The sequence below is a fragment of the Kitasatospora sp. NPDC127035 genome, from assembly GCF_042726075.1.
Taxonomy (GTDB): Bacteria; Actinomycetota; Actinomycetes; order Streptomycetales; family Streptomycetaceae; genus Kitasatospora.
The window spans coordinates 1-23435 of sequence record NZ_JBHXDN010000105.1 but is presented as its reverse complement, the minus strand read 5'-3'; the positions used below and the strand labels follow the sequence as shown (position 1 = coordinate 23435).

The window sequence follows — 23435 nt, the reverse complement described above, 5'->3', positions numbered from 1 at the left end:
GTCGAGGGCGACGACGCGGGTCTCGCCCTCCCCGTAGACCTTGTTGAGGCCGGTGGCGCGGGCGGCCGCCCGGCCGGTGCGGACGGCGGTTGCGGACATCGTCACGGGGGACTCCTGAGGGCTGTGGACGAAACGGACGATTGCGTTCCGTTCGATTCTCCCAACCCGTCCGCGTCCGGAATGTCGGCCCCGGGTACGGAGGCCCCCCGCCGTCCCGGCGTCCCGGCGGGGGGCTCTCTCCTCCTCAGGTATGACCTCGACCCCGAGGGGGACGGCGGCCCTACTCGATCGCGACGCCCCAGCGCACCGCGAGTCCGGCCAGGCCGTCCGGCACCGCCGTCCCGCTCGGCGTGAACCGCCAGACACCGCCCCGGCGTTGGAACGAGCCGATCACCAGCGCGGTCTCCGGCACCCCGCCGGTGTCGGCCGTCCAGGCCGCCGGCCCGGTGGTGTCCGGGCCGAACGAGACGGCCGCGGACAGCCCGTGCACGTAGCCGAGCGGCAGCGCCGGCTGGTCGTCCTCCTCGGTCGAGACCGCGACCACCACCTCGTCCACGCCCGGCGCCAGCCGCCCCGGCTCCAGGGTCAGTTCGGCCCGGCGCACCGGCTCCCCGGACACCGAGCGGGTGGGATGCACCCGGACGGCGCCGTCGGGGTCCTGCGGGTTGTTGAAGAAGACGAAGTGCTCGTCGCTCAGCACCTTGCCGCCCGCGCAGAGGAAGGCCGAGACGTCCAGCTCGACCGCGTCGCCGCCGGCCGTCCGGCTCCGCCAGGAGAGTGCCACGGTGGTGGCGTGGTCCTCCGCCGAGGGCTCGTCGCCCGGCCGCCGGCCGTTCGCCGGCCCGCTCCCCGAGGCGGCGTCCGCCGACGGGCCGCCCGCCGGACCGCTGCCGGAGGGAGCGCGACCCGCCGTACCGTCCCCGGCCCGGCCGCCGCCGGACGGTCCGCTCCCGTCGCCCAGCCGGCCGCGCAGCCCCTGTTCGGCCAGCAGCTCCACCAGCTCCGGCCCGCTCACCAGCGTCAGCGGCTTGTTGCGGATGTACTCGTACGAGCCCGGTCCGAAGCCGGCCGTGGTCACCAGGATGCCCTTGATCGCGCCGTGGTGGCGGACCGTCGAGTCCAGGTCGCGCACGGCGGTGGGGGAGACCGTCGAGCGGTAGCGCTTCGCCTGGATGACGATCCGTCCACCGGTCACCGGGTCGAGGTCCTCGGCGACCACGTCCACCCCGGCGTCGCCGCTGCGGGCCGTGGTCATCACCCGGAACCCGCGCAGCCGGAAGAGCTCGGCGATCAGCTCCTCGAACTCGATCGGGTCCATCGCGAAGAGGTCCGGCTCGTCCTCGCCGCCCTGCCCCGCCACGCTGCCGCCGACCGTCTCCGGCAGCCGGTCCGGTCGCACCTCGTCCAGCCGCTCCGGACGGGCCGACAGCACACCGCCCAGGCCCTGGAAGCACTCCACCGCCGCCACCCGGTCCAGCGCCAGCCCGGCGAACTCGGCCCGGTCCACGGTCACCGTGGTCAGGAACCGCTCGGCCTCCCGGCCGGTCGCGGGGTCGATCCCCTGGACGAACCCGTTGAGCACCACCGAGGCCAGCAGCCCGTCCCCGTCCGCCCGGTAGAGCTCGGTCACCACCCGCAGCGCGCTCTGCGCCAGCACCTCCCGGTACAGCGCCTTGCGCTCGGTCGCCGGGCGGGCCACCTCCGCCTCCCGGTCGTCGGTCCGCACGTACCGCACCCGGCCCGCCGCCGGCACCACCTCCGGGCCCGGCAGCTCCCAGTTCACCACCAGCTGGCGGCTGGACGCCTCCCAGGCCGCCACCAGCCGGTGCGGGAACCCCTCCGGCCAGGCGGCCGAGGCGTACAGCACGGCGGTGAAGTACTCCTGCACCGCCTCGGCCTGGCCGGAGCGCAGCCGGCGCAGCAACTCCTCCGTCCCGGCCGCCCGTTCCTCGTCCTCCCGGCGGAACCGGGCCACCCATTCCAGGTACTGCCCGTGGTACTCGGCGAGGCGCCGCTGCCGGTCCGCCTCGGCCGCCTGCGCCGCGTACCAGTCCTGCTCGAAACGGGCGCGGGCCTGCGCCGCGTACTGCTCGTACTGCTGCCAGACGCCCGGGTTGCGGGCCTGCACCGGATCCGGCGGCGGTACCCGGTACCGGGTCTGGTCCGGCATCGGCACCGGTTCGCCGAGCCGGCCCGGTTCGAACGCCGGCACCGGGCGCGCCGCCAGCAGGGCCTGCGGCCGGAACGCCGGCCGCCCGAGGCCGGCCGTCAGCAGACCGCTCAACTCGGCGACCCGGGCATCCAGTTCGGCCGTCCGCCGGGCGGCCTCCGCCTCCCGCCCCTGCTGGTACGCGCGCTGCGCCTCCCGCTCGCCGCGGGCGGCGGCCTTCTGCGCCTCCCGCTCCTCCCGCTCACGTCGGCGCTGCTCGGTGGCCTGGGCGCGCCACCGGGCCTCCTCCCGGCGCTGCTCCTGTCGCTGCGCCTCCGCCCAGACCGCCAGCACCCCGTTGTTCCGCCGCCCCGCCACGTCCACCCCTTCGTTCCACGCCCGTCCGGCGCCGCTTCCGTCTCCCGGCCGCGCCGCCGCCGCGCCGCCACAATAGAACGTGGACGGGGGGACCGCGCAAAGCGCCCGCGACCTGCGGTCCTGCGGGGCGGTGAGGCGGTGTCACCCGGCGCCCCCGCCCCCGCCGTCGGGCCGCCCCCGCCCCCGCCACAGGGCCGCCGGCGGTGCGCCGGCTCAGACCGGCGGTGCGTCCGCCCGTACCTCCGCGTACCAGCGCCACTCCGTGCGCCGCGGCCGGCCCGGCAGCTCGGTGCGGCCGGTGGCCCAGAGCAGGGTGGGCCAGGCACCGGCGGCGTCGTCGAGCGGGACGTCCGGGAAGACCCGGGCCAGGACGCGGTGGCAGACGTCCGCCGGCGGTCGCCAGGGCAGTCCGAGCCCCTCGGCGACGTCGTGCAGGTGGACCAGCGTCTCCACCAGGCTCATCGCGGCGAATCCGGCCGGGTCGGCCAGCCCCCAGGGATGGTAGGCCCGTACCCCGGGCGCGGCGGTGCGGGCGATCGCGACCATCAGGGCGCCGCTCGCCTCAAGGACCTGGATCAGCGCGGCCGGGCCGCCGTCACGGTCGACGAAGACGAAGCTGTTCGGCCCGCCGGGGAAGCGCCGCACCGAGAGGAACGGCACGTAGCGGTCCTGCGGCGGCTCGGCCGGGCCGAGTTGGGCGGCGTACGCGAGCAGGTCGTCCGCGAGGTGTTCGACGGTGCTCCAGCAGTCCCAGCTGACCGCACCGGCCGGGCGCGACCAGTCGGCGTCGGCGGGCGCGGCCCGCAGGGTGGAGACGGCGAGCCGGAGTACGGCGGCGAGGTCGTCGGGGGTCACGGGCCCGGGCCGGGCGGATTCGGTGATCATGTCCCTGACGGTAGCCGGTCGGCGGCAGCCCAAGGCAGCCCAAGGCAGCCCAAGGCAGTCCCGGGCGGGCCCCGACAGCCTGGCGCGCCTCGGTGGCCCCGGCGCCGCCGGACCACCCGTGGTGTCCCGGTGTCGGACCCGCCGGGTAGCCTCGATGGCTCGGACGGGAGAGGTGAACGTGGCAGAACGACAGGCGGGCCCGGCGACCGGCTGGGTCTCCACCGGCCTGCACTGGCGGGACGGCCGACCGGTGCTGAGCGCCGTCCACGGCCGCCGGGTGCACGAGCGCGAGGCGTCGCCCGGCACCGAGGTCGGCTGGCTGCTGGGCGGACCGCGCCGCTGCACCGGGGCCTGGCTGGTGGGCCAGGACGAGCGCACACCGTGCCCGCACCACGCCGAGATCGCCCCGGACGGCGGGGCCGTGCAGTGCGCGCCCTGCCAGAGCGTCGACCGGGGGCTGGCGCTGGCCCGGGACCAGATCCTCGACGACGGCCGCACCTACCGGCTGTACCTCGCCTGGTTCGGCGAGGGTTTGCTGAAGGTGGGCCTGACCGCCGAGCAGCGCGGCACCAGCCGCCTGCTCGAACAGGGCGCGCTGGCCTGGACCTTCGCCGCCCGGGGTGCGCTCCCCGCCGTGCGCCGGGCGGAACTCACGGTCGCCGCTTCGGGGTTGGCCCGCGAGCGGTTCAACAGCCGGGTCAAGCTGGACCACTGGTGGGAGCACGGCGACCTCGCGCACCGCCGCACGCTGCTCACCGAGGCCCGCTCCCGGGCCCACGGACTGCTCGACGGGCACGGACTGGAACTCCTGGCCGGCCACCCGGTCACCGACCACGTCGAGGTCTTCGGCCTGACCGGCGGCGCTCCGGCCGCCTACCGGCAGATCGACGCGCTCGCGCCCGGAGCGGTGGTCGCCGGGCGGCTGCGCCCGGCGATCGGGCGCCACCTGCTGCTCGACCAGTCCGACGGCACCGAGCCGCTGCTCCTCGACACCCGCCGCCTCACCGGCTGGACGCTCTCCCCGGCGCCGGGTCGACCGCCCTCCGGGCTGTCCCTGCGTCCGCGGGTCCGCCCGGAGGCGCCGGACACCCAGGAGGCGCTGTTCTAGGCCCTCCCGCGGGCGGTGCGGTGACGCCGCTGTCGCCGAGGCGGCGCGGTGAGGGCCGCGCCCCTCATTGTGGTTGCAAATAAAAACCGGCAAGTCTAGGCTCGGCCCTGCCCGGTTTCACATTGCTACCACTGTGCTCCGAGAGGCCCGCCATGATCGCCGCCCACGAGACCTTCGCCGGCACCTTCCCGTACCGTCCGCGTTTCAGCGGTGCCCCCGGCTTCCGGATGCACTACGTCGACGAGGGCGCCGGTCCGGTCGTCCTCTGCCTGCACGGCGAACCCACCTGGGGCTACCTCTTCCGGGACCTCGTCCGCCGCCTCGCGCCCACCCACCGGGTCGTCGTCCCCGACCACATGGGTTTCGGCAGGAGCGAGACCCCCGCGGACCGCACGTACTGGCTGCAGGACCACATCGACAATGCCGAGGCCCTCGTCCTCGACCTCGGCCTGAGCGGGATCACCCTGGTGATGCACGACTTCGGCGGGCCGGTCGGCATGGGCCTGGCCGCCCGCCGGCCCGACCTGGTCGCACGGGTCGTCAGCGTCAACGGCCCCACCCCGTTCGGCCAGCCCGACCTCGCCGAGGTGCTGGCCGCCAACGCCGCCGACTCCCCGTGGTTCCGCTGGATCGCCCGGGCCCACGCCGACGGCACCCTCGACGCCGTCCTCGGCGACCTCGGCCGCGACGTCCTCGGCACCCTGCGCCTCAACGGCTTCGAGAACCCCGCCCTGATCACCGACACCTGGCTCCGCGCGTACGGCGCACCGTTCCCGACCCCGGGGCAGAGCCTCGGCGCGATCGGCTGGGCGAAGGGCTTCGCGACCGGCGCGCACCGGTTCGAGGAGCCGTCGGACGAGGCCCGCGCGGCGCTGGCCGCCGTTCCCGCGCTGGCCGTCTGGGGCGCCGCGGACCGGACGCTGAACGCCCGGCACTTCCTCCCGCTGTTCCGTGCGGCCTTCCCGGAGGGCCGGGTCGTCGAGCTGCCCGGGGTCGGCCACTACAGCCCGGAGGACGCTCCGGAGGAGGTCGCCGACCTGCTCGGGCGCTTCCTGGCCGAGACGGACCCGACCGTCCCCGCTCCGCAGGGGGCCTGAACGCAACGGCCCCCGAGCCGCCGGAGAGGTTCTAGGCGAGCTTGCCGCGCACCCCGCCGGGTCCGGAACGGGCCCGGCGGGAGAGCGGGGGCCGCGACGGCCGGACGTCCGGCCGTCCGCCGGTCGACTCCTCCGGTGCGGCGCCGGTGCGCGTGGCCCGGGCGGCCGCCAGCGCGATCCGGGCGAGCAGCGGGTCCTCCCGGACCCCGGCCTCCCGCTTCACCGCCTGGCACCGTGCGCACCAGAGCGGCGACGCGGGCCCGTCCGGGTAGGCCATCCCCTCGGGCGGCAGGTAGTGGCTGCCGCACTCGACGCATTCGAAGACCAGCCTCATCCGACGATCACCGTCCCGGAACCGTGGCACCGACCGCATGGCGACCAGAAGGTGTGGATCCTCGGCACCATGCTCCCTTCCTCATCGAGCTCGACCGTGGCCTCGGTCTTCTCGGTCCCTCCGGACCCGCCGCACCCGGAGCAGGACTGAACCTCGGGCATATGCGTTCCTCCTTGGCGCGGGCACCACGGTAGCGCGAATCACGGTGGCCCAGCACCGATCCTGACGAACCGTCGCGGAAGCGGGGCGCGCACGACCGGTTCGCGCGCCCCCGGGGGAGCTCAGCGGGCGACCGTCCGGAAGCCGCAGTTGCCGCTGGTCGACTCCGGGGTGTTCCCGGTGCGGGCGGCCACCCGGTAGCGGTTGCAGTAGGAGTCGTGGCACAGGTACGAGCCGCCGCGCAGCACCCGGCGCCCGGTGCCGTCCGGGCAGTGCTCCGGTCCGCGCGGGTCGAGGCGCGGTGAGCGCGCGTACCAGCCGGGGTCGAAGCGGTCGGCGCACCACTCCCAGACGTTCCCGGCCACGTCGGACAGGCCGAAGCCGTTGGGCGGGTAGGTGCCGACCGGCGCGGTCGCGTACCAGCCGTCCTCGCCGGTGGGCAGGTCGGGGAACCGGCCCTGCCAGATCCGGCAGCGGTGCTCGCCGTCCGGGCGCAGCTCGTCGCCCCACGGGTAGCGGCGGCCGGCCAGCGGCCCGCGGGCGGCGTACTCCCACTCGGCCTCGGTGGGCAGCCGGCGGCCGGCCCAGTGGCAGTAGGCGAGCGCGTCACGGTGGCTGACGTGCACCACGGGGTGGTCGAGCTGGCCGGCGGCGTCCCCGAGCGGCCCGTGGGGGTGGCGCCAGTCGGCGCCGCGGACCTCCAGCCACCAGGGCGCGGCGGGGGAGCGGCCGAGCAGGTCGGCGGGTTCGGCGAGCGCGAACAGGTCGAAGACGGCGGAGGAGCCGGCCCGCTCGGCGTCGGTGCGGTAGCCGGTGGCCTCGACGAAGGCCGCGAACCGGGCGGTGGTGACGGGCTCGGTGTCGATGGTGAAGGGGGCCAGCTCCACCTCGTGCACCGGTGTCTCGCCGTCGGCGGGGTACCCCTCGTCGTGCGCGTCCCCCATCGCGAACACGCCTCCGGGCAGCGCCGCTTCGGGGTGTACGGGCCGGGCGTCGGCGGCCCGGGGCGGGAGCGGGAGGACGGGCGCGTCGGCGGCCCGGGCCGACGGCAGGCAGCAGGACCGTTCGGCGGGGGGTTGACTCATGGGGCCAAGCTATAGCACTTTTCACCTAGGTGAGAATGCACCTAGCTGTCGTCACGGAAGAGGGAAGCGCCCCCGGTGAAGTTCGACCACGTCCTGCTCGGCCTGCTGGCCATCCACCCCCGCAGCGGCTGGGACCTCAAGCAGTGGCTTGCGGGGGAGGGCCAGTTCGTCCGTTCGAACGCCCACCAGAGCCAGATCTACCGGCTGCTCAACCGGATGGCCGAACAGGGCTGGGTCGCCTTCGAGACCGACCCGCGCGACGGCCGCCCGGACGCCAAGGTGTACCGGCTGACCGGGGCCGGCCGCGCCGAGCTGGTCACCGAGGCCCGTTCGCCGTACCGGCCGACCAGCCGTTTCCAGGACCCGGACTTCATGGCCCGGTTCTACTTCACCGGCCTGGTCGCCCCGGACCGGCTGATCGACCTGATCGACACCGAACTCGCCTACCGGCGGCGCCAGGTGGCCACCATGCGCGGCCGCGACCGGTCCGTGGCCTTCGCCGAGGGCGTCCCCGAGGCGGACGCCCACCGGGTCCGTCTGCTCCGCGAACTCACCCACCAGTACGGCGCGTCCGCCGTCGACGCCTGGCTCGACTGGCTGGAACGCACCCGCCGCCTGCTCGGGGACGCGCTGCCCGACCCCGCCGCCGACCCCGATCCCGATCCCGCCGCCGAAGCCCGCCCCGCCGCCGAAGCCCGCCCCGCGCCCATCGAAGGAGACTCCGCCCGGTGAAAGCCGTCCTGGTCATGTTCGACAGCCTCAACCGCCGCTTCCTGCCGCCCTACGGCTGCGACTGGACCCTGGCCCCGAACTTCAGCCGCCTCGCCGCCCGATCCGCCACCTTCGACAACTGCTACGGCGGCTCGATGCCCTGCATGCCGGCCCGCCGCGAGATGCACACCGGCCGCTACAACTTCCTGCACCGCTCCTGGGGCCCGCTGGAGCCCTTCGACGACTCCGTCCCCGACCTCCTCGGCAAGGCCGGCGTCTACACCCACCTGGTCACCGACCACCAGCACTACTGGGAGGACGGCGGCGCCACCTACCACAACCGGTACGGCAGCTACGAGTTCTTCCGCGGCCAGGAGGGCGACAAGTGGAAGGGGCACGTCGCCGACCCGGACATCCCCGAGACGCTCTCCTGGCGCGCCGGCCCGGCCTGGCGCCAGGACTGGGTCAACCGTCAGTACCTGCAGGACATCGCCGACCACCCGCAGACCCGCACCTTCGACGCCGGTCTGGAGTTCCTCGCCACCAACCGCGACCAGGACCGCTGGTTCCTACAGATCGAGTGCTTCGACCCGCACGAGCCCTTCTACTCCTACGCCGAGCACAAGAAGCACTACCCGCACGACTGGGACGGCCCGCACTTCGACTGGCCCGACTACAGGCGCGTCACGGAGAGCCCCGAGGCCGTCGAGCACGCCCGCAACGAGTACGCCGCGCTGCTCACCATGTGCGACGACTCGCTCGGCCGGGTCCTCGACGCCTTCGACGAGCACGACCTCTGGGACGACACCCTGCTGATCGTCTGCACGGACCACGGCCTGCTGCTCGGCGAGCGCGGCTGGTGGGGGAAGAACATCCAGCCCTGGTACGACGAGAACATCCACACCCCGCTGTTCGTCTGGGACCCGCGCACCCGTGCCACCGGCCGCCGCGCCGCCCTCGTCCAGACCGTCGACCTCGGGCCCACCCTGCTGGAGTACTTCGGCGTCCCGCGCACCCCCGACATGCAGGGCCGCCCGCTCGCCGACACCGTCGCCCACGACACCCCCGTCCGGCTGCACGGCCTGTTCGGCGTCTTCGGCGGGCACGTCAACATCACCGACGGCCGGTACGTCTACATGCGCGCCTGCAAGGACGCCGACAACCGCCCGCTGTACGAGCACACCCTGATGCCCACCCACATGCACGGCCCCTTCACGCCGCAGGAGCTGGCCCCCGCGACCCTGGCCGGACCGCTGCCCTTCACCAAGGGCATGCCCGTCCTGCGGCTGCCCGCCAACGCCTGGGGCAACCCGTACGCCTTCGGCACCCTGCTGTTCGACCTCTACTCCGATCCGGACCAGGAACAGCCGCTGGTCGACGACGCGTTGGAGCTCCAGCTGGCGGCCCTGCTCACCCAGGCGCTGCGGGACGCCGACGCCCCGGCCGACCAGTTCGAACGGCTCGGCCTGCCCGCTGCGGGGCCGGTCACGGCCGAGCACCTCCAGGTCCGTGCCCAGCGCCCGCAGGCACTCGCCTCCGCCGAACCCCTCCCCGAGGCCGGGGACTTCCCGGACACCCCGCTCTCCGTGCACACCCCGCTGCGCACCCTGCTGGAGGACGAACGGGCCGCCGCGGCCGTCCTGGAGCGGCTGCCGATGCTGGCCGCCCCGGGCCTGCGGGCGATGCTCGGCGCACTCTCGCCGTTCCGGCTCGCCGCCATGGGCCCGTCCGTCCGGCCCGCGGACCTGCGCGCCCTCGCGGACGCCCTCGCCGGGCTGCCCGCCCCGGCCGGACCGGCCGAGTAGCGGACGGCGGAGCAGCGGACGGCTGGCCGGGCGGCGGGCGGCGGTGGCGGTGGCGGACCCCGGGCCCGCCGTCGGTTCAGCCGAACGAGCTGCGCAGGAACTCGCGGTTCATCGCGGCGATGCTGGGCAGCGGGATGCCCTTCGGGCAGGCCGTGGCGCACTCGCCGGTGTTGGTGCAGCCGCCGAACCCCTCGGCGTCCATCGCGGAGACCATCTCGCGCACCCGCGACCTCCGCTCCGGCGCGCCCTGCGGGAGGATGTTGAGGTGGACCACCTTCGCGGAGGTGAAGAGCATCGCCGACCCGTTCGGGCAGGCGGCCACGCAGGCGCCGCAGCCGATGCACTCGGCGTGCTCGAACGCGGTGTCGGCGGCCTCCTTGGGCACCGGGGTGGCGTGCGCGTCGGGCGCGCTCCCGGTCGGGGCGGTGATGTAGCCGCCCGCGCCGATGATCCGGTCGAAGGCCGAGCGGTCCACCACCAGGTCCTTGACCACCGGGAACGCCGCCGCGCGCCACGGCTCGACGTCGATGGTGTCGCCGTCGGTGAAGTGCCGCATGTGCAACTGGCAGGTGGTGGTCCGCTCGGGGCCGTGCGCCCGGCCGTTGATGACCATGCCGCAGGCGCCGCAGATCCCCTCGCGGCAGTCGTGGTCGAACGCGACGGGCGTGTCGCCGCGGGTGATCAGCTCCTCGTTGAGGGTGTCGAGCATCTCCAGGAAGGACATGTCCGGACTGATCCCGCCGACCTGGTAGGTGGTCATCGAGCCCGGCGTGTCCGGGCCCGCCTGGCGCCAGATCCGAAGGGTGAGGTTCACGCGTAGCTCCGTTGGGTGGGGTGGACGTGCTCGAAGTCGAGGTGCTCGCGGTGGAGCACGGGCGCCTCGCCGGTGCCGGTGAACTCCCAGGCGGCGGCGTAGGAGAACTCCTCGTCGCGCCGGGCGGCCTCGCCGTCCGGGGTCTGGCTCTCGGTGCGGAAGTGGCCGCCGCAGGACTCGGCCCGGTGCAGTGCGTCCAGGCACATCAGCTCGGCCAGTTCGAAGTAGTCGACCAGCCGGTTGGCCTTCTCCAGCGACTGGTTCAGCTCCTCGCCGGTGCCGGGGACCTTGATCCGGCGCCAGAACTCCTCGCGCAGGAGCGGGATCCGGGCCAGCGCCCGGCGCAGCCCCTCCGCGTCGCGGGCCATCCCGCACTCGTCCCAGAGCAGTTCGCCGAGCTCGCGGTGGAAGGAGTCGGGCGTCCGGTCGCCGTCCACCGCGAGGATCAGGTTCAGCCGGTCCGTCACCTCGGCCTCGACCGTGGCGATCTCCTCGTGGTCGGCCGGGACGGCGGGGAGCCTCTCCCGGGCCAGGTAGTCGTTGAGCACCGGCGGGAGCACGAAGTAGCCGTCCGCCAGGCCCTGCATCAGGGCGCTGGCGCCGAGCCGGTTGGCGCCGTGGTCGGAGAAGTTGGCCTCGCCGACGGCGAACAGCCCCGGGACGGTGGTCTGGAGGTCGTAGTCGACCCAGAGCCCGCCCATCGTGTAGTGGATCGCCGGGTAGATCCGCATCGGCACCCGGTACGGGTCCTCGGCGGTGATCCGTTCGTACATCTCGAACAGGTTGCCGTACCGGGCCTCCACCGCGTCCCGGCCCAGCCGGCGGACGGCGTCGGCGAAGTCGAGGTAGACCCCCTGGCCGCCGGGGCCGACGCCGCGGCCCTCGTCGCAGACGTTCTTGGCGGCCCGGGAGGCGATGTCGCGCGGGACCAGGTTGCCGAAGGACGGGTAGATCCGCTCCAGGTAGTAGTCCCGCTCGTCCTCCGGGATCTCGGCCGGCGGCCGGGTGTCGCCCTTCGCCTTCGGTACCCAGATCCGGCCGTCGTTGCGCAGCGACTCGCTCATCAGGGTGAGCTTGGACTGGTGCTCGCCGGAGCGCGGGATGCAGGTGGGGTGGATCTGGGTGAAGCACGGGTTGGCGAAGTACGCGCCGCGCCGGTGCGCCCGCCAGATCGCGGTGGCGTTGGAGTTCTTGGCGTTGGTGGAGAGGTAGAAGACGTTGCCGTACCCGCCGCTGGCGAGGACCACCGCGTCGGCGGTGTACGTCGAGACCGCGCCGGTGACCAGGTCGCGGGCGACGATCCCGCGCGCCCGCCCGTCGATCACCAGCAGGTCGAGCATCTCGGTGCGGGCGTGCATCTCCACGTTCCCGGCGGCGATCTGCCGGGACAGCGCCTGGTAGGCGCCGAGCAGCAGCTGCTGGCCGGTCTGGCCGCGGGCGTAGAAGGTCCGGGAGACCTGGACGCCGCCGAACGACCGGGTGTCCAGCAGGCCGCCGTACTCGCGGGCGAACGGCACGCCCTGGGCCACGCACTGGTCGATGATCTCCACCGAGACCTGGGCCAGGCGGTGCACGTTGGACTCGCGGGCACGGAAGTCGCCGCCCTTGACGGTGTCGTAGAAGAGCCGCCGGACCGAGTCGCCGTCGTTGCGGTAGTTCTTGGCCGCGTTGATGCCGCCCTGGGCGGCGATCGAGTGGGCCCGCCGGGGGGAGTCCTGGAAGCAGAACTGGACGACGTGGTAGCCCTGTTCGGCGAGGGTGGCGCCGGCCGCGCCGCCGGCCAGGCCGGTGCCGACCACGATGACGGTGTGCTTGCGCCGGTTGGCCGGGTTGACCAGCTTGGCGTCGAACCGCCGCTGGTCCCACCGCTGTTCGATCGGCCCGGCGGGGGCCCGGGTGTCGGCGACCGGCTCACCGGTCCGGTAGTCGCTGTAGTCGGTGCTCAACTCACCACTCCGGTCATGACGGCCACGGGGACGGACAGGAAGCCCACGGTCAGCAGCAAGGCCAGGCCGTTGGCGGTCAGCTTCAAGGCGCGGTCCCGGCGGGCGTTGTTGGCGCCGAGGGTCTGCGCGGCGCTCCAGAAGCCGTGCCGGACGTGCAGGCCGACCGCGAGCATCGCGACGACGTAGATCCCGCAGCCGTACCACGTCCCGAACGAGGCCACGATGTTCTGGTACGGCTTGCCGTGCTCCGCGTTGGGGTTCACGGTCAGCGTGGTCAGGTCGAGGATGTGCCACACGAGGAAGAGCGCCAGGATCACCCCGCCCCAGCGCATGGTCCGGGTCGCGTAGCTCGCCCGCCGCCGCCGGTGCGCGTACCGGGCCGGCCGGGCGGCCAGGTCGCGCCGGCTCAGCTGGTACGCGGCCACGCCGTGCAGCAGGACGGCGGCCAGCAGGCCGACCCGGGCGATCCAGAGGAACCACTCGTGCCCGAGGAACGGCTGACCGAGGGTGCGCAGCCAGGCCGCGTAGCCGTTGATGTCCTCCGGCCCGAAGAACACCTTGAGGTTGCCCAGCATGTGCGCGACCAGGTAGAGCAGCATGACCAGTCCGCTGACGGCCATGACCGCCTTCTTGCCGACGGTCGACCGCCACAGGGTGGCCAGGGTGGACGGATGCCGGGCCGTCCGAGTCGCGGTTGTCATGGCGCCAACGGTAGGGACGGCAACGACGGTACGTCCAAGACATGATTCGGCTCGCGACCATAGCCCCCGGCTATCGTGCCGGGCGGCCGGGGCGGCCTATCCTGGCCGGGTGCAGCTCCAGCAACTCCGCTACTTCGTGGCCGTCGCCGAGACCCGTCACTTCACCCGGGCCGCCGAGGAGGTGCATGTGGCACAGCCTTCACTCTCGCAACAGATCCGGTCCCTGGAAAGGGAGTTGGGAGCCGAGCTGTTCCACCGCACGCGCGGCAACATCGCCCTGACCGACGCCGGCGGGGCGCTGCTGCCGCTCGCCAGGCGCATCCTCGCCGACACCGAGAACGCCCGCCTCGCCGTCCAGGAGACCGTGCAGCTGCGCCGGGGCCGGGTCCGGCTGGGGGCACCGCCGAGCCTCTGCACCAGCCTGGTGCCGGACGTCCTGCGGGTCTTCCGGGACCGCTACCCGGGGGTGGCCCTGGTGGTCCGGGAGGGCGGCTCGGGCGATCTGGTGCCGGCGCTGACCTCGGGGGAGCTGGACCTCGCGCTGGTCATCACCCGGCCGGGCGGTGCGGCCGGACGGTCCGGGCATCCGCTGGCCGTCACGGAACTGCTGCACGAGGAGCTGGTGCTGGTGGAGCGCGAGGCCGCTCGGCCGGGGCCCGGTGACCGGGCCGGCGCGGGCCGGGCACCCGCCCGGCGGCGGAAGGTCCGGGTGACGGAGCTGCGCGGGCGTCCGCTGGTCATGTTCCGCGAGGGCTACGACCTGCGCGAGGCGACCCTCGCGGCCTGCCGGGCGGCCGGGTTCGAGCCGGAGTTCGCGGTCGAGGGAGGCGAGATGGACGCGGTGCTCGGCTTCGTCCGGGCCGGGCTCGGGCCGGCCGTGCTGCCCGGCATGGTGGCGGCCCGCTCGGGGCTGGTGGTGACCCCGTTCGCCGCCCCGGGGCTGGGGCGCAGCATCGCGGTGGCGCACGACTCGGAGGTGCCGCTGACCCGCGCCGCGGAGGCGCTGCGGACGACCCTGCTGGCCCACCTGCGGGACGCGGCCCACGCCGGTGAGCTGCCGCCGGGCACGCGGTTGCTGCTGGCGTGAGCCCCCCGGGCCCCGCCGGTCCGGGCGTCGGGTCCGGGCGTCGGGTCCGACGAGCCGGCCGCCGTCCGACCGGTCGACCCTCCGGGCGCCCGAACGGTTGGCACCCTGTGCGAATCACCCGAATCGTGACCTGGCCGCTCCGGGGGCCCGGAACCCGCTGTTCCCGGGCTGCGTCCCAGGTAGCGGCGGTGGTGCCGTAAGGTGCGACGCCGCAGAGCCGCGGGAGCGACGGGGAGAACGCGAAGCGATGGACGACCGGAAGCAGCAGGACCACAGACAGACCGGGGGCGCGACCGCCCCCGCCGCGGGGGACGCCCGGGTGCCTTCGGACGAACGGCCGTGGGAACTCCCGGAGTACCTCCACGAACGGGAGCTCGGTGCCGGGGCGAGCGGCCGGGTGGTGCGCGCCCGCCACCGGGTGACCGGCACCCCGGTCGCGGTCAAGTACCTCCACGGCTCCGTCGGCACGCCCGGCCTGCGCACGGAGGCCGAGGTCCTCGCCGGCATCGACTCCCCGCACGTCACCCGGCTCTACGAGTACGTGGAGGGGGAGCGGGGCTCGGCCATCGTGATGGAGCTGGTGGACGGCATCGCGCTGCGCGATCTGCTCCGGGCGGAGGGCGCCACCACGCCGGAGGCCGCCCTGGTCGTGCTGAAGGGCTCGCTGCTCGGCCTGGCCGCCGCGCACGAGGCCGGCGTGGTGCACCGCGACTACAAGCCCGCCAACGTCCTGGTGGACACCGTCGGCACCTCCAAACTGGTCGACTTCGGCATCGCCGTGCCGAGCGGTGACGACCGTGACGTCTCCGGCACCCCCGCCTACATGCCGCCCGAGCAGTGGGCGGGGCGGCCCGCCTCGCCGGCCGGCGACGTCTACGCCGCCACCGTCACCTTCTTCGAGTGCCTCACCGGCGCCCGTCCCTACGGCGGCACCACGATCGCCGAACTCGCCGTCCAGCACACCGAGGCCCCGATCCCGGCGGAGCTGGCGCCGGACCCGGTCCGGCCGCTGATCCTGTCCGGCCTGGCCAAGGATCCGGAGGACCGGCCCGACAGCGCGACCGCGCTCGTCGAGGAGCTGGAGGCGGTCGCGGCCGCCGGGTACGGACCGCAGTGGGAGGAGAAGGGACGGCTCGACCTGACGGCACTGGTCGCCCTGCTCGCGCTGCTGCTGCCCGGTGCGGGCGCCGCCGCCGGAGGCACCTCGCTGGCCCACACCACCCTGGGCGGGACCGCGGCGCCGACGGCGGAGACCGTGGTCGGGGCCGGTCCTGCCCCGTCCGCGGCCGTCCGGGAGACCCTGGTCCGGCGCGGGGTGCGGCTCGGCACCCGCGGCAAGGCCCTCGTCGGCGTCGCGGCCGGCGCGCTGACCCTCGCCACGCTGGCGGGCATGGCCATGGCCGGGGCCGCCGACGGCGGTGGCCGCACGGTCGTGGGCGGCGCCGCCCCGGAGGCGACCACCAGCCTCGGCGCGCCCGACCCGGCGGGCGACCCCTCACCGGCCGGCCCGCCGGCGGGCCCGGACACCCCGAGCACGGACCCGTCCGCTCCGACGGCCGCGCCGACGGGCCCGGATGCCCCGAGCACCGGCGCCACGGCCGTACCGACGGTCGGGCCGACGGCGGGCCCGGGCAGTCCGGGCGGCGGCCCCAAGCCCTCGCCGACCGGCAAGACCCCGACACCGCCGGGGCTCCCGCCCGGCACCGCCGCTCCCACCACCGGCCTGCCGCCGGCGCCGCCCGTCGGCGGCGTGCCCACCGCCGCACCCACCACGGCCCCGACCGTCGGGCCCCCGTCGGCCCCGCCCGTCGGCGGCGCGCCCACCACCGCGGGTCCGAGCCCGACCCTCGGTCCGGCGCCGACCGCGACCGTCGCTCCGGCGAGGGTGACGGTCGGCACGGTGAACGTCGACTCGCTGACCTGCGCCGGGCGCTGGAGCGTGACCGCGACGGTCACGGTGGTCGCCCAGGGCGCGGGCACCGGAGACCTCACGCTGAGCTGGTACCACAGCTCGGGCGGCCGGGCGGTCACCGTCGCGACCGAGACGGTGGTGGTCCGCGACGGTCGCGCCACCGTGACCCGGACGCACGACTTCGGCTCGGCCGACACCTTCCCGACCTGGGGTGTGCGCGTCGGCACCATGCCGGCTGCGGCGAAGCCGGGCCGGACGTCGGCCGACGTGGCCGCCTACCTCTGCGACCCGCCCCGCTGATCCGTACCCACCCGGTCCGGTCCGTGACCGGCCTGCGTCCGGACGACCCGTCCCGAACCCGATTTCGCTCGCTGGAGGAGCCATGTCCACGTCCCGACCAGACTCCGCCCCGGTCCCGGTCCCGGACGCCGACCGGACTGTCCGGCTTGCCCAGGGCGGGGAGAGCGTCCGCCCGGGGCCCGGCGGGGGCGACGGCGACGCCGAGGTGACGGTCCGGCTCGCCCAGGGCGGGGACGGGGCCGAGGGCGGGGACGGCGGTCGGGCGACCGTCCGGCTCGGGTCCGGTCCGGTGGCACCGGGGCGGACGGTCCGGCCGGACCGCCCCGCCGCGCCGCCGGTGCCCGGAACCGGCGGGCCGGACGCCGAGGCCACCGTGCGGATCGATCCCACCGAGGCCGCGGGTGCGACGTTCCTCGACCCCCGCGTCTGGGGCGGCGCCGCTCAACCGGCGGAGACCACCGCGCCGATGGACACCCCGGCGTACGGCAGCACCGTCCCCGGCCCGCCCCCGCCCGGCGCGGGACCGGCCGCCGCGGCAACGCCCGCTACGGGACCGGCCGGCGGCGGCCCGGAGGCCGAGCGACCGTTCGCCCCGGGCGAGCTGAGGCGCTTCGGTCCCGGAGTCCCCCCGCAGGCCGCCGCCGTCTGGCACGGCCGGGCCGTCCCCGGCGCGGAGGAGCCGCGCCGGGGCCGCCGGGTGCGGCGGTGGCTGGTGCCGGTGGCGGTGCTGGCGGCCGTCCTGGCCCTCCTCTTCTGGCGCCTCCGGGCACCCGACCTCGCGGTCACCGGCGTCGGTGTGACCAGCGGCCAGGAGACCCCCGGCTGCGGGGGCACGGCGGTGATCACGGCCACGGTGGAGACCAACGGCGGGGCCGGCACCCTCCGGTACCGCTGGCTGCGCAGCGACGGCACGACCTCCGGCGAGATCCTCCAGGACGTCCGCTCCGGCGCCCACCGCACCGAACTGGTGCTGCGCTGGAGCTTCGAGGGGCGGGGTGCGCTGGAGGCCACCGCGACCCTGGAGATCCTCTCGCCGCAGGCCCGGACGACGGCCACCTCGTTCCCCTACCGCTGCTCCTGAGCCGGCGACGTCCGCCGGTCCGCCGACCGGGTGCAGGCACGCCGGAGGGCCCGGGTGCCCCGGGCCCTCCGGCGTGCGGGTCGCGCGTGCGCGTCAGGCCGGGAGCACGGCCTCGATGGCGGCGACGACCTCGTCCGACTCCGGCTCCGTGCGCGGCCGGATCCGGGCGGCCACCGTGCCGTCGGGCGAGACGAGGAACTTCTCGAAGTTCCAGGAGACGTCCCCGGCCTGGCCCTCGGCGTCCTCGGTCCGGGTCAGCGCGGCGTACAGCGGGTGCCGGCCCTCGCCGTTGACGTCGGTCTTCTCGAACAGGGGGAAGGAGACGCCGTAGGTGGTGGAGCAGAAGGTCTGGATCTCCTCCGCGCTGCCCGGCTCCTGCCCGGCGAACTGGTTCGACGGGAAGCCCAGCACGGTGAACCCGCGCTCGGCGTAGCGCTCCTGGAGCCGCTCCAGGCCCGCGTACTGCGGGGTCAGGCCGCACTTGGAGGCGACGTTGACGATCAGCAGCGCCTTGCCCTTGTAGTCGGCCAGCGAGGCGGCCTCGCCGGACAGCGTGCGCAGCGGGATGTCGTACAGGCTCACGGTGTGGTCCCCTTCGGAGGGTCTGCGGATTTCGGTAACGGACCGGGCTCGTCAGGAACGGTAGCCGCTCCCGCTCGCTCAACCGTCGACGGGCCGCGGGTGTTCCGGGGCGGGCGGTCCGGCCAGCCGTTCGGCGACGGCGGAGAAGTCGGCGCTGAGCCACCGTTCGGGCCGCATCCGGATGGCTATGTCGGCCGTGAGCTGGTCGGCGGTGGCCGCCAGGTAGGCCGGCACGGTGGCGGGGGAGAGGTAGCGGCGGGCCATGGCGGCCCGCTCGTCCGGGTCGAGCCGGTCCTCGAACGCCACCACCGGCCCTTCGACGCTCACGTAGCGGCAGGGCGGTTCCTCCTGCTGGGCGCAGAGCGTGAAGCGGCCGGCCGTCCGGATCCGCCGGGCCTTGGCGGAGTCGCGACCGGTGAGGACGGTGACCAGCCCGCCGGGCCGGTAGGAGTACCAGATCGGGACGGCCAGCGGGGCGCCGGCCGGACCGGCGCCGCCGACGGCGAGGACGCCGACGTGGACGGCGGCCAGGAAGCGCTCGCGTTCGGAGCTGGTCATGGTGAAGGACACGGCGTCGGCCTCCCGGGACGGAGAGCCCCGCGCGCCGCGGTCGCGCGCGGGCGGCCCCTGGTACGTACCCGCACGGCCCTCGTTCCGAACGCCTCGGGCCGTCGGTGCGGTGTGCGCCGCGCCCGGCCGACCGCGTCCGGCCGTCCGTACCCGGCCTCCTTCCGTGCCGCGGCCCCGGTCCCCGCCGCACCGGGTGAGCGACCGGGTGCGGCGGCGGCCGGGACGGCCGGGACGGATCAGGGTGCCAGCGGCCGGATCGCCGTGGGGGCGTGCTCCGGGAGCGTGGCGACCTCCTCCCACTCCACCACCTGGTCGATGTCGGCGGCGGCCATCGAGATGTTGGTGACCCGCTCCAGGATCGCCTCGACCACCACCGGGACCCGGAACTCGGCGGCCAGCTTCTTGGCCTCCTCGAAGGCCGGCAGCAGCCCCTCCGGTTCGGTGACCCGGATCGCCTTGCAGCCCAGACCCTCGGCGACCTTGACGTGGTCCACGCCGTAGACGCCCAGTTCCGGCGCATTGATGTTCTCGAACTCCAGCTTGACCTGGAAGTCGATGTCGAAGTTCCGCTGCGCCTGACGGATCAGGCCCAGGTAGGCGTTGTTCACGAGGACGTGGACGTACGGGATCCGGTGCTGCGCGCCGACCGCCAGCTCCTCGATCATGAACTGGAAGTCGTAGTCGCCCGAGAGCGCGACGACCTGGCCCTCCGGGTCCGCGGTGGCGACACCCAGGGCGGCCGGCACGGTCCAACCGAGCGGCCCGGCCTGGCCGCAGTTGATCCAGTGCCGCGGCCGGTAGACGTGCAGCAGCTGCGCGCCGGCGATCTGCGAGAGGCCGATCGTGGTGACGTACCGGGTCTCCGGCCCGAACGCCCGGTTCATCTCCTCGTACACGCGCTGCGGCTTGATCGGGACGTCGTCGAAGTGGGTGCGGCGCTGGAGCCGCGCCTTGCGCTCCTGGGTGGAGGCGGCCCAGGCGCTGCGGTCCTTGAGGACGCCGGCGGCCTTGAGCTCCCCGGCCACCTCGACGAACAGTTCGAGCGCCGCCCCGGCGTCCGAGGCGATCCCGAGGGCGGGGGCGAAGATCCTGCCGATCTGGGTCGGTTCGACGTCGACGTGGACGAAGGTGCGGCCGGCGGTGTAGACGTCCAGGCCGCCGGTGTGGCGGTTGGCCCAGCGGTTGCCGATGCCGAGCACGAAGTCCGAGGCGAGGAAGTTCTCGTTGCCGTAGCGGTGGGAGGTCTGCAGGCCGACCATGCCGGCGTTCAGCTCGTGGTCGTCCGGGACGATGCCCCAGCCCATCAGGGTCGGCACCACCGGGACGCCGGTGAGTTCGGCGAACTCCCGCAGCAGTTCGGCGGCGTCCGCGTTGATCACGCCGCCGCCGGCCACGATCAGCGGCCGTTCGGACTGCTGGAGCAGCGCGAGGGCCTTCTCGATCTGGATGCGGTTGGCGGTGGGCCGGTAGACCGGCAGCGGCTGGTACGCCTCAGGGTCGAACTCGATCTCGGTGAGCTGGACGTCGATCGGCAGGTCGATCAGGACCGGGCCCGGGCGGCCCGAGCGCATCAGGTGGAAGGCCTGCTGGAAGACGCCGGGGACCTGCGCCGCCTCCAGCACGGTGGTGGCGGCCTTGGTCACGGGCTTGGCGATCGAGGCGATGTCGACCGCCTGGAAGTCCTCCTTGTGCAGGCGGGCGACCGGGGCCTGGCCGGTGATGCACAGGATCGGGACGGAGTCGGCGATCGCCGAGTAGAGGCCGGTGATCATGTCGGTGCCGGCCGGCCCGGAGGTGCCGATGCAGACGCCGATGTTCCCGGCCCGGGTCCGGGTGTAGCCCTCCGCCATGTGGGAGGCGCCCTCGACGTGGCGGGCCAGCGTGTGCCGGATCCCGCCGGAGGCTTTGAGGGCGGCGTAGAAGGGGTTGATCGCCGCGCCCGGCACGCCGAACGCGACCTCGACGCCTTCGAGCTTGAGGATCTCCACGGCCGCGCGGGCGGCTGTCATACGAGGCATCGGACTTCTCCTGCGTCGTCGGCCCGCAGGGAATCGGAGGGCTCATCTCCAGAATTCCACCATACGGAAAAAAGGTTTCTTTATGTGGAAACAAAGTATGGCGGGCCGCGTCGAGGCGTCAAGGGGAGGTTCAACAGAATGTGGAAGTGGGGTCGGCGCCTCCGGCCGCCGACCCGCCGGTCGCACGGTCGGGCCCGCGGCGGCCGTCCGGTCCGTCGCCCGGTCGACCGCCCGGTCGTTCGTCGGGCCGAGTTCTCGGCCGGGCGCTCGACCGACGAACGTGCGTGCCCGTCCGAAGCCCGGATTCCGGCCCGAAAGCGAGCCTCGCGTGTGTCCCGCGTGAAGGGACGGTGGGGGAGGTTGGCCTGCCGCGGGCCGCTGGGTACCGTCGGTGGCACGCCGGACCCGTCATGGTTGCCATGTTCAACTCGGGTCGCGGCAAGGGGGGTTGAGGGCCGATCGGGGAGCGGGGGAGCTCCGGCGCTCGGGTCCCGTTCGCAGCAAGCCCAAGGATGCTCAAGGACGACGCGGGAAGCTCCGGCGGCTCGGGCCCGAGTGCACCCGGCCGCCGCCCGTACTCCGCCGGGGCGACCCGCCCGCGCGACCGCACCGGCCCCGACCCGCCACCCGCCGCCGCCCGCGCACCCGGACCGCCGGGTTCGCGCACGCCCGGTCCGCTCCGCTTCACCCGGGACCGTCCGGGATCGCCCGGGACCACCCGGCGGGGGGCCCGTCCCGCCCGCCGGGCCCGCCGGCCCCGCCCGCCGCCGTTCCGCCCTCCCAGCAGCTGAGTGCCCGCCGTGGCGGGCGCACGGAAGGAATCGCCCCATGCCCCGACGCCGTCCCCTGCCCGAAACCCCGGCCGCCGGGACCACCTGCTCCGCGACCGGGGCCGCGCGCCCCGTCGCCGGGGCCACCCGCCCCACCGCCCTCGACCTCCCCCCTTGTGTCGGGGCGGTGGTCCGGTGAACGGCCTGCCCCGCCGGCGCAAGAGTCCGCCCGCCGGCCCGCGCCACAACGCCCCGCCCGGGCGCGCCCGCCCCCGCCGCGCCCTGCGCCACGCCCCGGTCGAAGCGCTGCGTGCCGTGCCCTGGCGCCACGACCTGCCCGCCTCCCTGGTGGTCTTCCTGGTCGCCCTCCCGCTCTGCGTGGGCGTCGCCGTCGCCTCCGGGGTGCCGGCCGAACTCGGCCTCGTCACCGGCATCGTCGGGGGCCTGGTGGTCGGCGCCCTGCCGGGCAGCAGCCTCCAGGTCAGCGGACCGGCCGCCGGCCTGACCGTCCTCGTCTACGAGGCCGTCCAGCAGTACGGCGCCGCCGCCCTCGGGATGCTGGTGCTGCTCACCGGACTGCTCCAACTCGCCATGGGGGCGCTGAGGTTGGGGCGCTGGTTCCGTGCGATGTCGGCCTCGGTGGTGCACGGCATGCTGGCCGGCATCGGCCTCACCCTGCTCTTCGGGCAGCTCTACGCGCTCGCCGACCGCCGGGCCCCCGGCACCGGTACCGAGAAGATCGCCGGTGTCCCCGCCCTGCTGCGCGACGCCGTCACCGGTGTCGCGAACCCCGCGGCGGTGGCGCTCGGCACGGGCACCCTGCTGGTCCTCGTCGCCTGGAAGTACCTGCCGCCCCGGCTCGCCCGGGCGGTGCCGGCCCCGCTGGCCGCGGTCGGCCTGGCCGCCGCGGTCACGGCCGCGGCGGACCTGCCGGTGGCCCGGGTGCGGGTGGCCGCCCTGGTCGACGTGGTCCAGCTCCCCGACCGCGCCGCGCTCGGCGCCCTGGCCGGCACGGCGGGCGTCGGCACCATTCTCGCCTTCACCCTGATCGCCTCCGCCGAGACCCTCTTCAGCGCCGCGGCCGTCGACCGGATGCACCACGGCCCGCGCACCCACTACGACCGCGAACTCACCGCGCAGGGCGTCGGCAACACCCTCTGCGGGCTGCTCGGGGCACTGCCGATGACCGCGGTGATCGTCCGCAGCGCCGCCAACGTCCAGGCCGGCGCCCGGACGAAGGCCTCCCGGGTGCTGCACGGCTGCTGGCTGCTGCTCTTCACCGCCCTGCTGCCGGGTGCGCTCGGGCTGGTCCCGCTGACCGCGCTGGCCGCCGTCCTGGTGCACGCGGGCGCCAAGCTGGTCCCGGTGCGGCGGACGGTCGCGCTCTGCCGGGACCACCGGGGCGAGGCGGCGGTGCTCGCGGTGACGGCCGTCTCGGTCATCACCACCGACCTGTTCGAAGGAGTGCTGATCGGCGTCGGCCTGGCCGTCGTGAAGTCGGCCTGGCAGACCTCGCACCTGCAGATCGGGGTGGAGGAGCTGCCGCCCGCCGCGGACGGCCCCGGCGAACCCAGCCTGCGGGTCCGGCTGAGCGGTAACGCGACCTTCCTGCGCCTCCCCCGGCTGCTCGACGCGCTGGAGCGGCTCCCGGCGGACCGTCCGGTCGAACTGGACTGGTCGGGGCTGCGCCACCTCGACCACGCCTGCACGGTCGCCCTGACCACCTGGGCCGTACAGCACCGGGCCCGCAGCTCCGCGCCGCTGGCGGTCGAACCGCCGCTGCCGACGGTGGTCTGACGGGGTGCGGCGGCCGGCCCGCCGCCCTCCGTCCCCGCGCGGTCGCCCTCCGTCCCCGCGCGGTCGATCTCCGGTCGCCCGGTCCGCCGATGCCCCGAGGATCGGCGGGCCGGGGGGCCCCCCGAGCCGGGCCCGCCCGGCGGGCC

18 protein-coding genes and 1 pseudogene are annotated in these 23435 nt (G+C 75.0%); 8 read left to right on the top strand and 11 right to left on the bottom strand.

Annotation, left to right across the window (positions count from 1 at the left end; translation table 11 throughout):
* The 3 genes and pseudogenes from ACFWIC_RS38950 to ACFWIC_RS38940 form a co-directional block, all read right to left on the bottom strand.
* A pseudogene (locus ACFWIC_RS38950) lies at positions 1–99 on the bottom strand (ABC transporter ATP-binding protein); the annotation flags it as partial.
* Between the two features lie 181 nt (positions 100–280).
* On the bottom strand, positions 281–2527 hold the full coding sequence (locus tag ACFWIC_RS38945) for a restriction endonuclease (RefSeq protein ID WP_380521794.1): 2247 nt from the start codon (positions 2525–2527) through the stop codon (positions 281–283).
* Positions 2528–2740: 213 nt separating this feature from the next.
* Positions 2741–3412: a maleylpyruvate isomerase N-terminal domain-containing protein gene (locus tag ACFWIC_RS38940; RefSeq protein ID WP_380521792.1), complete on the bottom strand. Its 672-nt coding sequence runs from the start codon at positions 3410–3412 to the stop codon at positions 2741–2743.
* Between the two features lie 178 nt (positions 3413–3590).
* Here ACFWIC_RS38940 and ACFWIC_RS38935 point away from each other — a divergent pair, with 178 nt between their 5' ends.
* Together ACFWIC_RS38935 and ACFWIC_RS38930 are read left to right on the top strand one after the other, a co-directional pair.
* Positions 3591–4520, top strand: a complete 930-nt coding sequence (locus ACFWIC_RS38935) for a DUF2797 domain-containing protein (RefSeq protein WP_329879293.1) — start codon at positions 3591–3593, stop codon at positions 4518–4520.
* A 152-nt stretch (positions 4521–4672) separates the two neighbouring features.
* Positions 4673–5617 (top strand): alpha/beta fold hydrolase, encoded by a 945-nt coding sequence (locus tag ACFWIC_RS38930; RefSeq protein ID WP_355408333.1) that lies wholly within the window; start codon positions 4673–4675, stop codon positions 5615–5617.
* A gap of 31 nt (positions 5618–5648) precedes the next feature.
* On the opposite strand, the gene ACFWIC_RS38925 is transcribed toward ACFWIC_RS38930, so the two are convergent.
* The gene (locus ACFWIC_RS38925; RefSeq protein ID WP_355408331.1) at positions 5649–5951 is read right to left on the bottom strand and encodes a hypothetical protein; all 303 of its coding nucleotides are present in this window, start codon (positions 5949–5951) and stop codon (positions 5649–5651) included.
* 281 nt (positions 5952–6232) lie between these two features.
* Positions 6233–7195: a formylglycine-generating enzyme family protein gene (locus ACFWIC_RS38920; protein ID WP_380521789.1), complete on the bottom strand. Its 963-nt coding sequence runs from the start codon at positions 7193–7195 to the stop codon at positions 6233–6235.
* Positions 7196–7270: 75 nt separating this feature from the next.
* Between ACFWIC_RS38920 and ACFWIC_RS38915 the strand changes: the two genes are divergently transcribed.
* Together ACFWIC_RS38915 and ACFWIC_RS38910 are read left to right on the top strand one after the other, a co-directional pair.
* Positions 7271–7927: a PadR family transcriptional regulator gene (locus ACFWIC_RS38915; RefSeq protein WP_380361147.1), complete on the top strand. Its 657-nt coding sequence runs from the start codon at positions 7271–7273 to the stop codon at positions 7925–7927.
* Positions 7924–9711 carry a sulfatase gene (locus tag ACFWIC_RS38910; protein WP_380521787.1) on the top strand — a complete coding sequence of 596 codons (1788 nt, stop codon included), beginning with the start codon at positions 7924–7926 and terminating at the stop codon, positions 9709–9711. The genes ACFWIC_RS38915 and ACFWIC_RS38910 overlap by 4 nt, the downstream gene beginning before the upstream one ends.
* 76 nt (positions 9712–9787) lie before the next feature.
* Here ACFWIC_RS38910 and ACFWIC_RS38905 read toward each other — a convergent pair whose 3' ends face one another.
* The 3 genes from ACFWIC_RS38905 to ACFWIC_RS38895 are packed head-to-tail and all read right to left on the bottom strand — an operon-like array spanning position 9788 to position 13172.
* Positions 9788–10525 (bottom strand): succinate dehydrogenase/fumarate reductase iron-sulfur subunit, encoded by a 738-nt coding sequence (locus ACFWIC_RS38905; RefSeq protein WP_355408323.1) that lies wholly within the window; start codon positions 10523–10525, stop codon positions 9788–9790.
* Positions 10522–12471, bottom strand: coding sequence for a fumarate reductase/succinate dehydrogenase flavoprotein subunit (locus ACFWIC_RS38900; protein WP_329951799.1), 1950 nt, complete (start codon positions 12469–12471; stop codon positions 10522–10524). The genes ACFWIC_RS38905 and ACFWIC_RS38900 overlap by 4 nt, the downstream gene beginning before the upstream one ends.
* The gene (locus ACFWIC_RS38895) at positions 12468–13172 is read right to left on the bottom strand and encodes a succinate dehydrogenase cytochrome b subunit (RefSeq protein ID WP_329951798.1); all 705 of its coding nucleotides are present in this window, start codon (positions 13170–13172) and stop codon (positions 12468–12470) included. The genes ACFWIC_RS38900 and ACFWIC_RS38895 overlap by 4 nt, the downstream gene beginning before the upstream one ends.
* A gap of 109 nt (positions 13173–13281) precedes the next feature.
* Here ACFWIC_RS38895 and ACFWIC_RS38890 point away from each other — a divergent pair, with 109 nt between their 5' ends.
* The 3 genes from ACFWIC_RS38890 to ACFWIC_RS38880 all read left to right on the top strand — a co-directional run bounded on the left by ACFWIC_RS38890 (position 13282) and on the right by ACFWIC_RS38880 (position 17552).
* Positions 13282–14259, top strand: coding sequence for a LysR substrate-binding domain-containing protein (locus ACFWIC_RS38890; RefSeq protein ID WP_329879284.1), 978 nt, complete (start codon positions 13282–13284; stop codon positions 14257–14259).
* A gap of 247 nt (positions 14260–14506) precedes the next feature.
* Complete coding sequence (locus ACFWIC_RS38885) at positions 14507–16471, top strand: protein kinase (RefSeq protein ID WP_380521784.1); 1965 nt, start codon at positions 14507–14509, stop codon at positions 16469–16471.
* Positions 16472–16553: 82 nt separating this feature from the next.
* Positions 16554–17552, top strand: a complete 999-nt coding sequence (locus ACFWIC_RS38880; protein WP_380521782.1) for a hypothetical protein — start codon at positions 16554–16556, stop codon at positions 17550–17552.
* Positions 17553–17645: 93 nt separating this feature from the next.
* Here the strand turns inward: ACFWIC_RS38880 and ACFWIC_RS38875 are convergent, their stop codons facing one another.
* The 3 genes from ACFWIC_RS38875 to gcl form a co-directional block, all read right to left on the bottom strand.
* Complete coding sequence (locus ACFWIC_RS38875; protein WP_329951795.1) at positions 17646–18134, bottom strand: glutathione peroxidase; 489 nt, start codon at positions 18132–18134, stop codon at positions 17646–17648.
* 78 nt (positions 18135–18212) lie between these two features.
* Entirely contained in the window at positions 18213–18704 is a 492-nt protein-coding gene (locus tag ACFWIC_RS38870) for a pyridoxamine 5'-phosphate oxidase family protein (protein ID WP_329951794.1), read from the bottom strand.
* A 236-nt stretch (positions 18705–18940) separates the two neighbouring features.
* The gene (gene gcl, locus ACFWIC_RS38865; protein WP_380361142.1) at positions 18941–20722 is read right to left on the bottom strand and encodes a glyoxylate carboligase; all 1782 of its coding nucleotides are present in this window, start codon (positions 20720–20722) and stop codon (positions 18941–18943) included.
* 1052 nt (positions 20723–21774) lie between these two features.
* On the opposite strand from gcl, the gene ACFWIC_RS38860 reads away from it, so the two are divergent.
* The gene (locus tag ACFWIC_RS38860) at positions 21775–23289 is read left to right on the top strand and encodes a SulP family inorganic anion transporter (RefSeq protein ID WP_380361152.1); all 1515 of its coding nucleotides are present in this window, start codon (positions 21775–21777) and stop codon (positions 23287–23289) included.
* Positions 23290–23435 lie beyond the last annotated feature (146 nt).

Bases quoted from the DNA above. Each gene is read 5' to 3' on its own strand.
- gcl (WP_380361142.1), bottom strand. From the start codon at position 20,722: ATGCCTCGTATGACAGCCGCCCGCGCGGCCGTGGAGATCCTCAAGCTC.
- ACFWIC_RS38920 (WP_380521789.1), bottom strand. From the start codon at position 7,195: ATGAGTCAACCCCCCGCCGAACGGTCCTGCTGCCTGCCGTCGGCCCGG.
- ACFWIC_RS38880 (WP_380521782.1), top strand. From the start codon at position 16,554: ATGTCCACGTCCCGACCAGACTCCGCCCCGGTCCCGGTCCCGGACGCC.
- ACFWIC_RS38940 (WP_380521792.1), bottom strand. From the start codon at position 3,412: ATGATCACCGAATCCGCCCGGCCCGGGCCCGTGACCCCCGACGACCTC.
- ACFWIC_RS38925 (WP_355408331.1), bottom strand. From the start codon at position 5,951: ATGAGGCTGGTCTTCGAATGCGTCGAGTGCGGCAGCCACTACCTGCCG.
- ACFWIC_RS38930 (WP_355408333.1), top strand. From the start codon at position 4,673: ATGATCGCCGCCCACGAGACCTTCGCCGGCACCTTCCCGTACCGTCCG.
- ACFWIC_RS38895 (WP_329951798.1), bottom strand. From the start codon at position 13,172: ATGACAACCGCGACTCGGACGGCCCGGCATCCGTCCACCCTGGCCACC.
- ACFWIC_RS38885 (WP_380521784.1), top strand. From the start codon at position 14,507: ATGGACGACCGGAAGCAGCAGGACCACAGACAGACCGGGGGCGCGACC.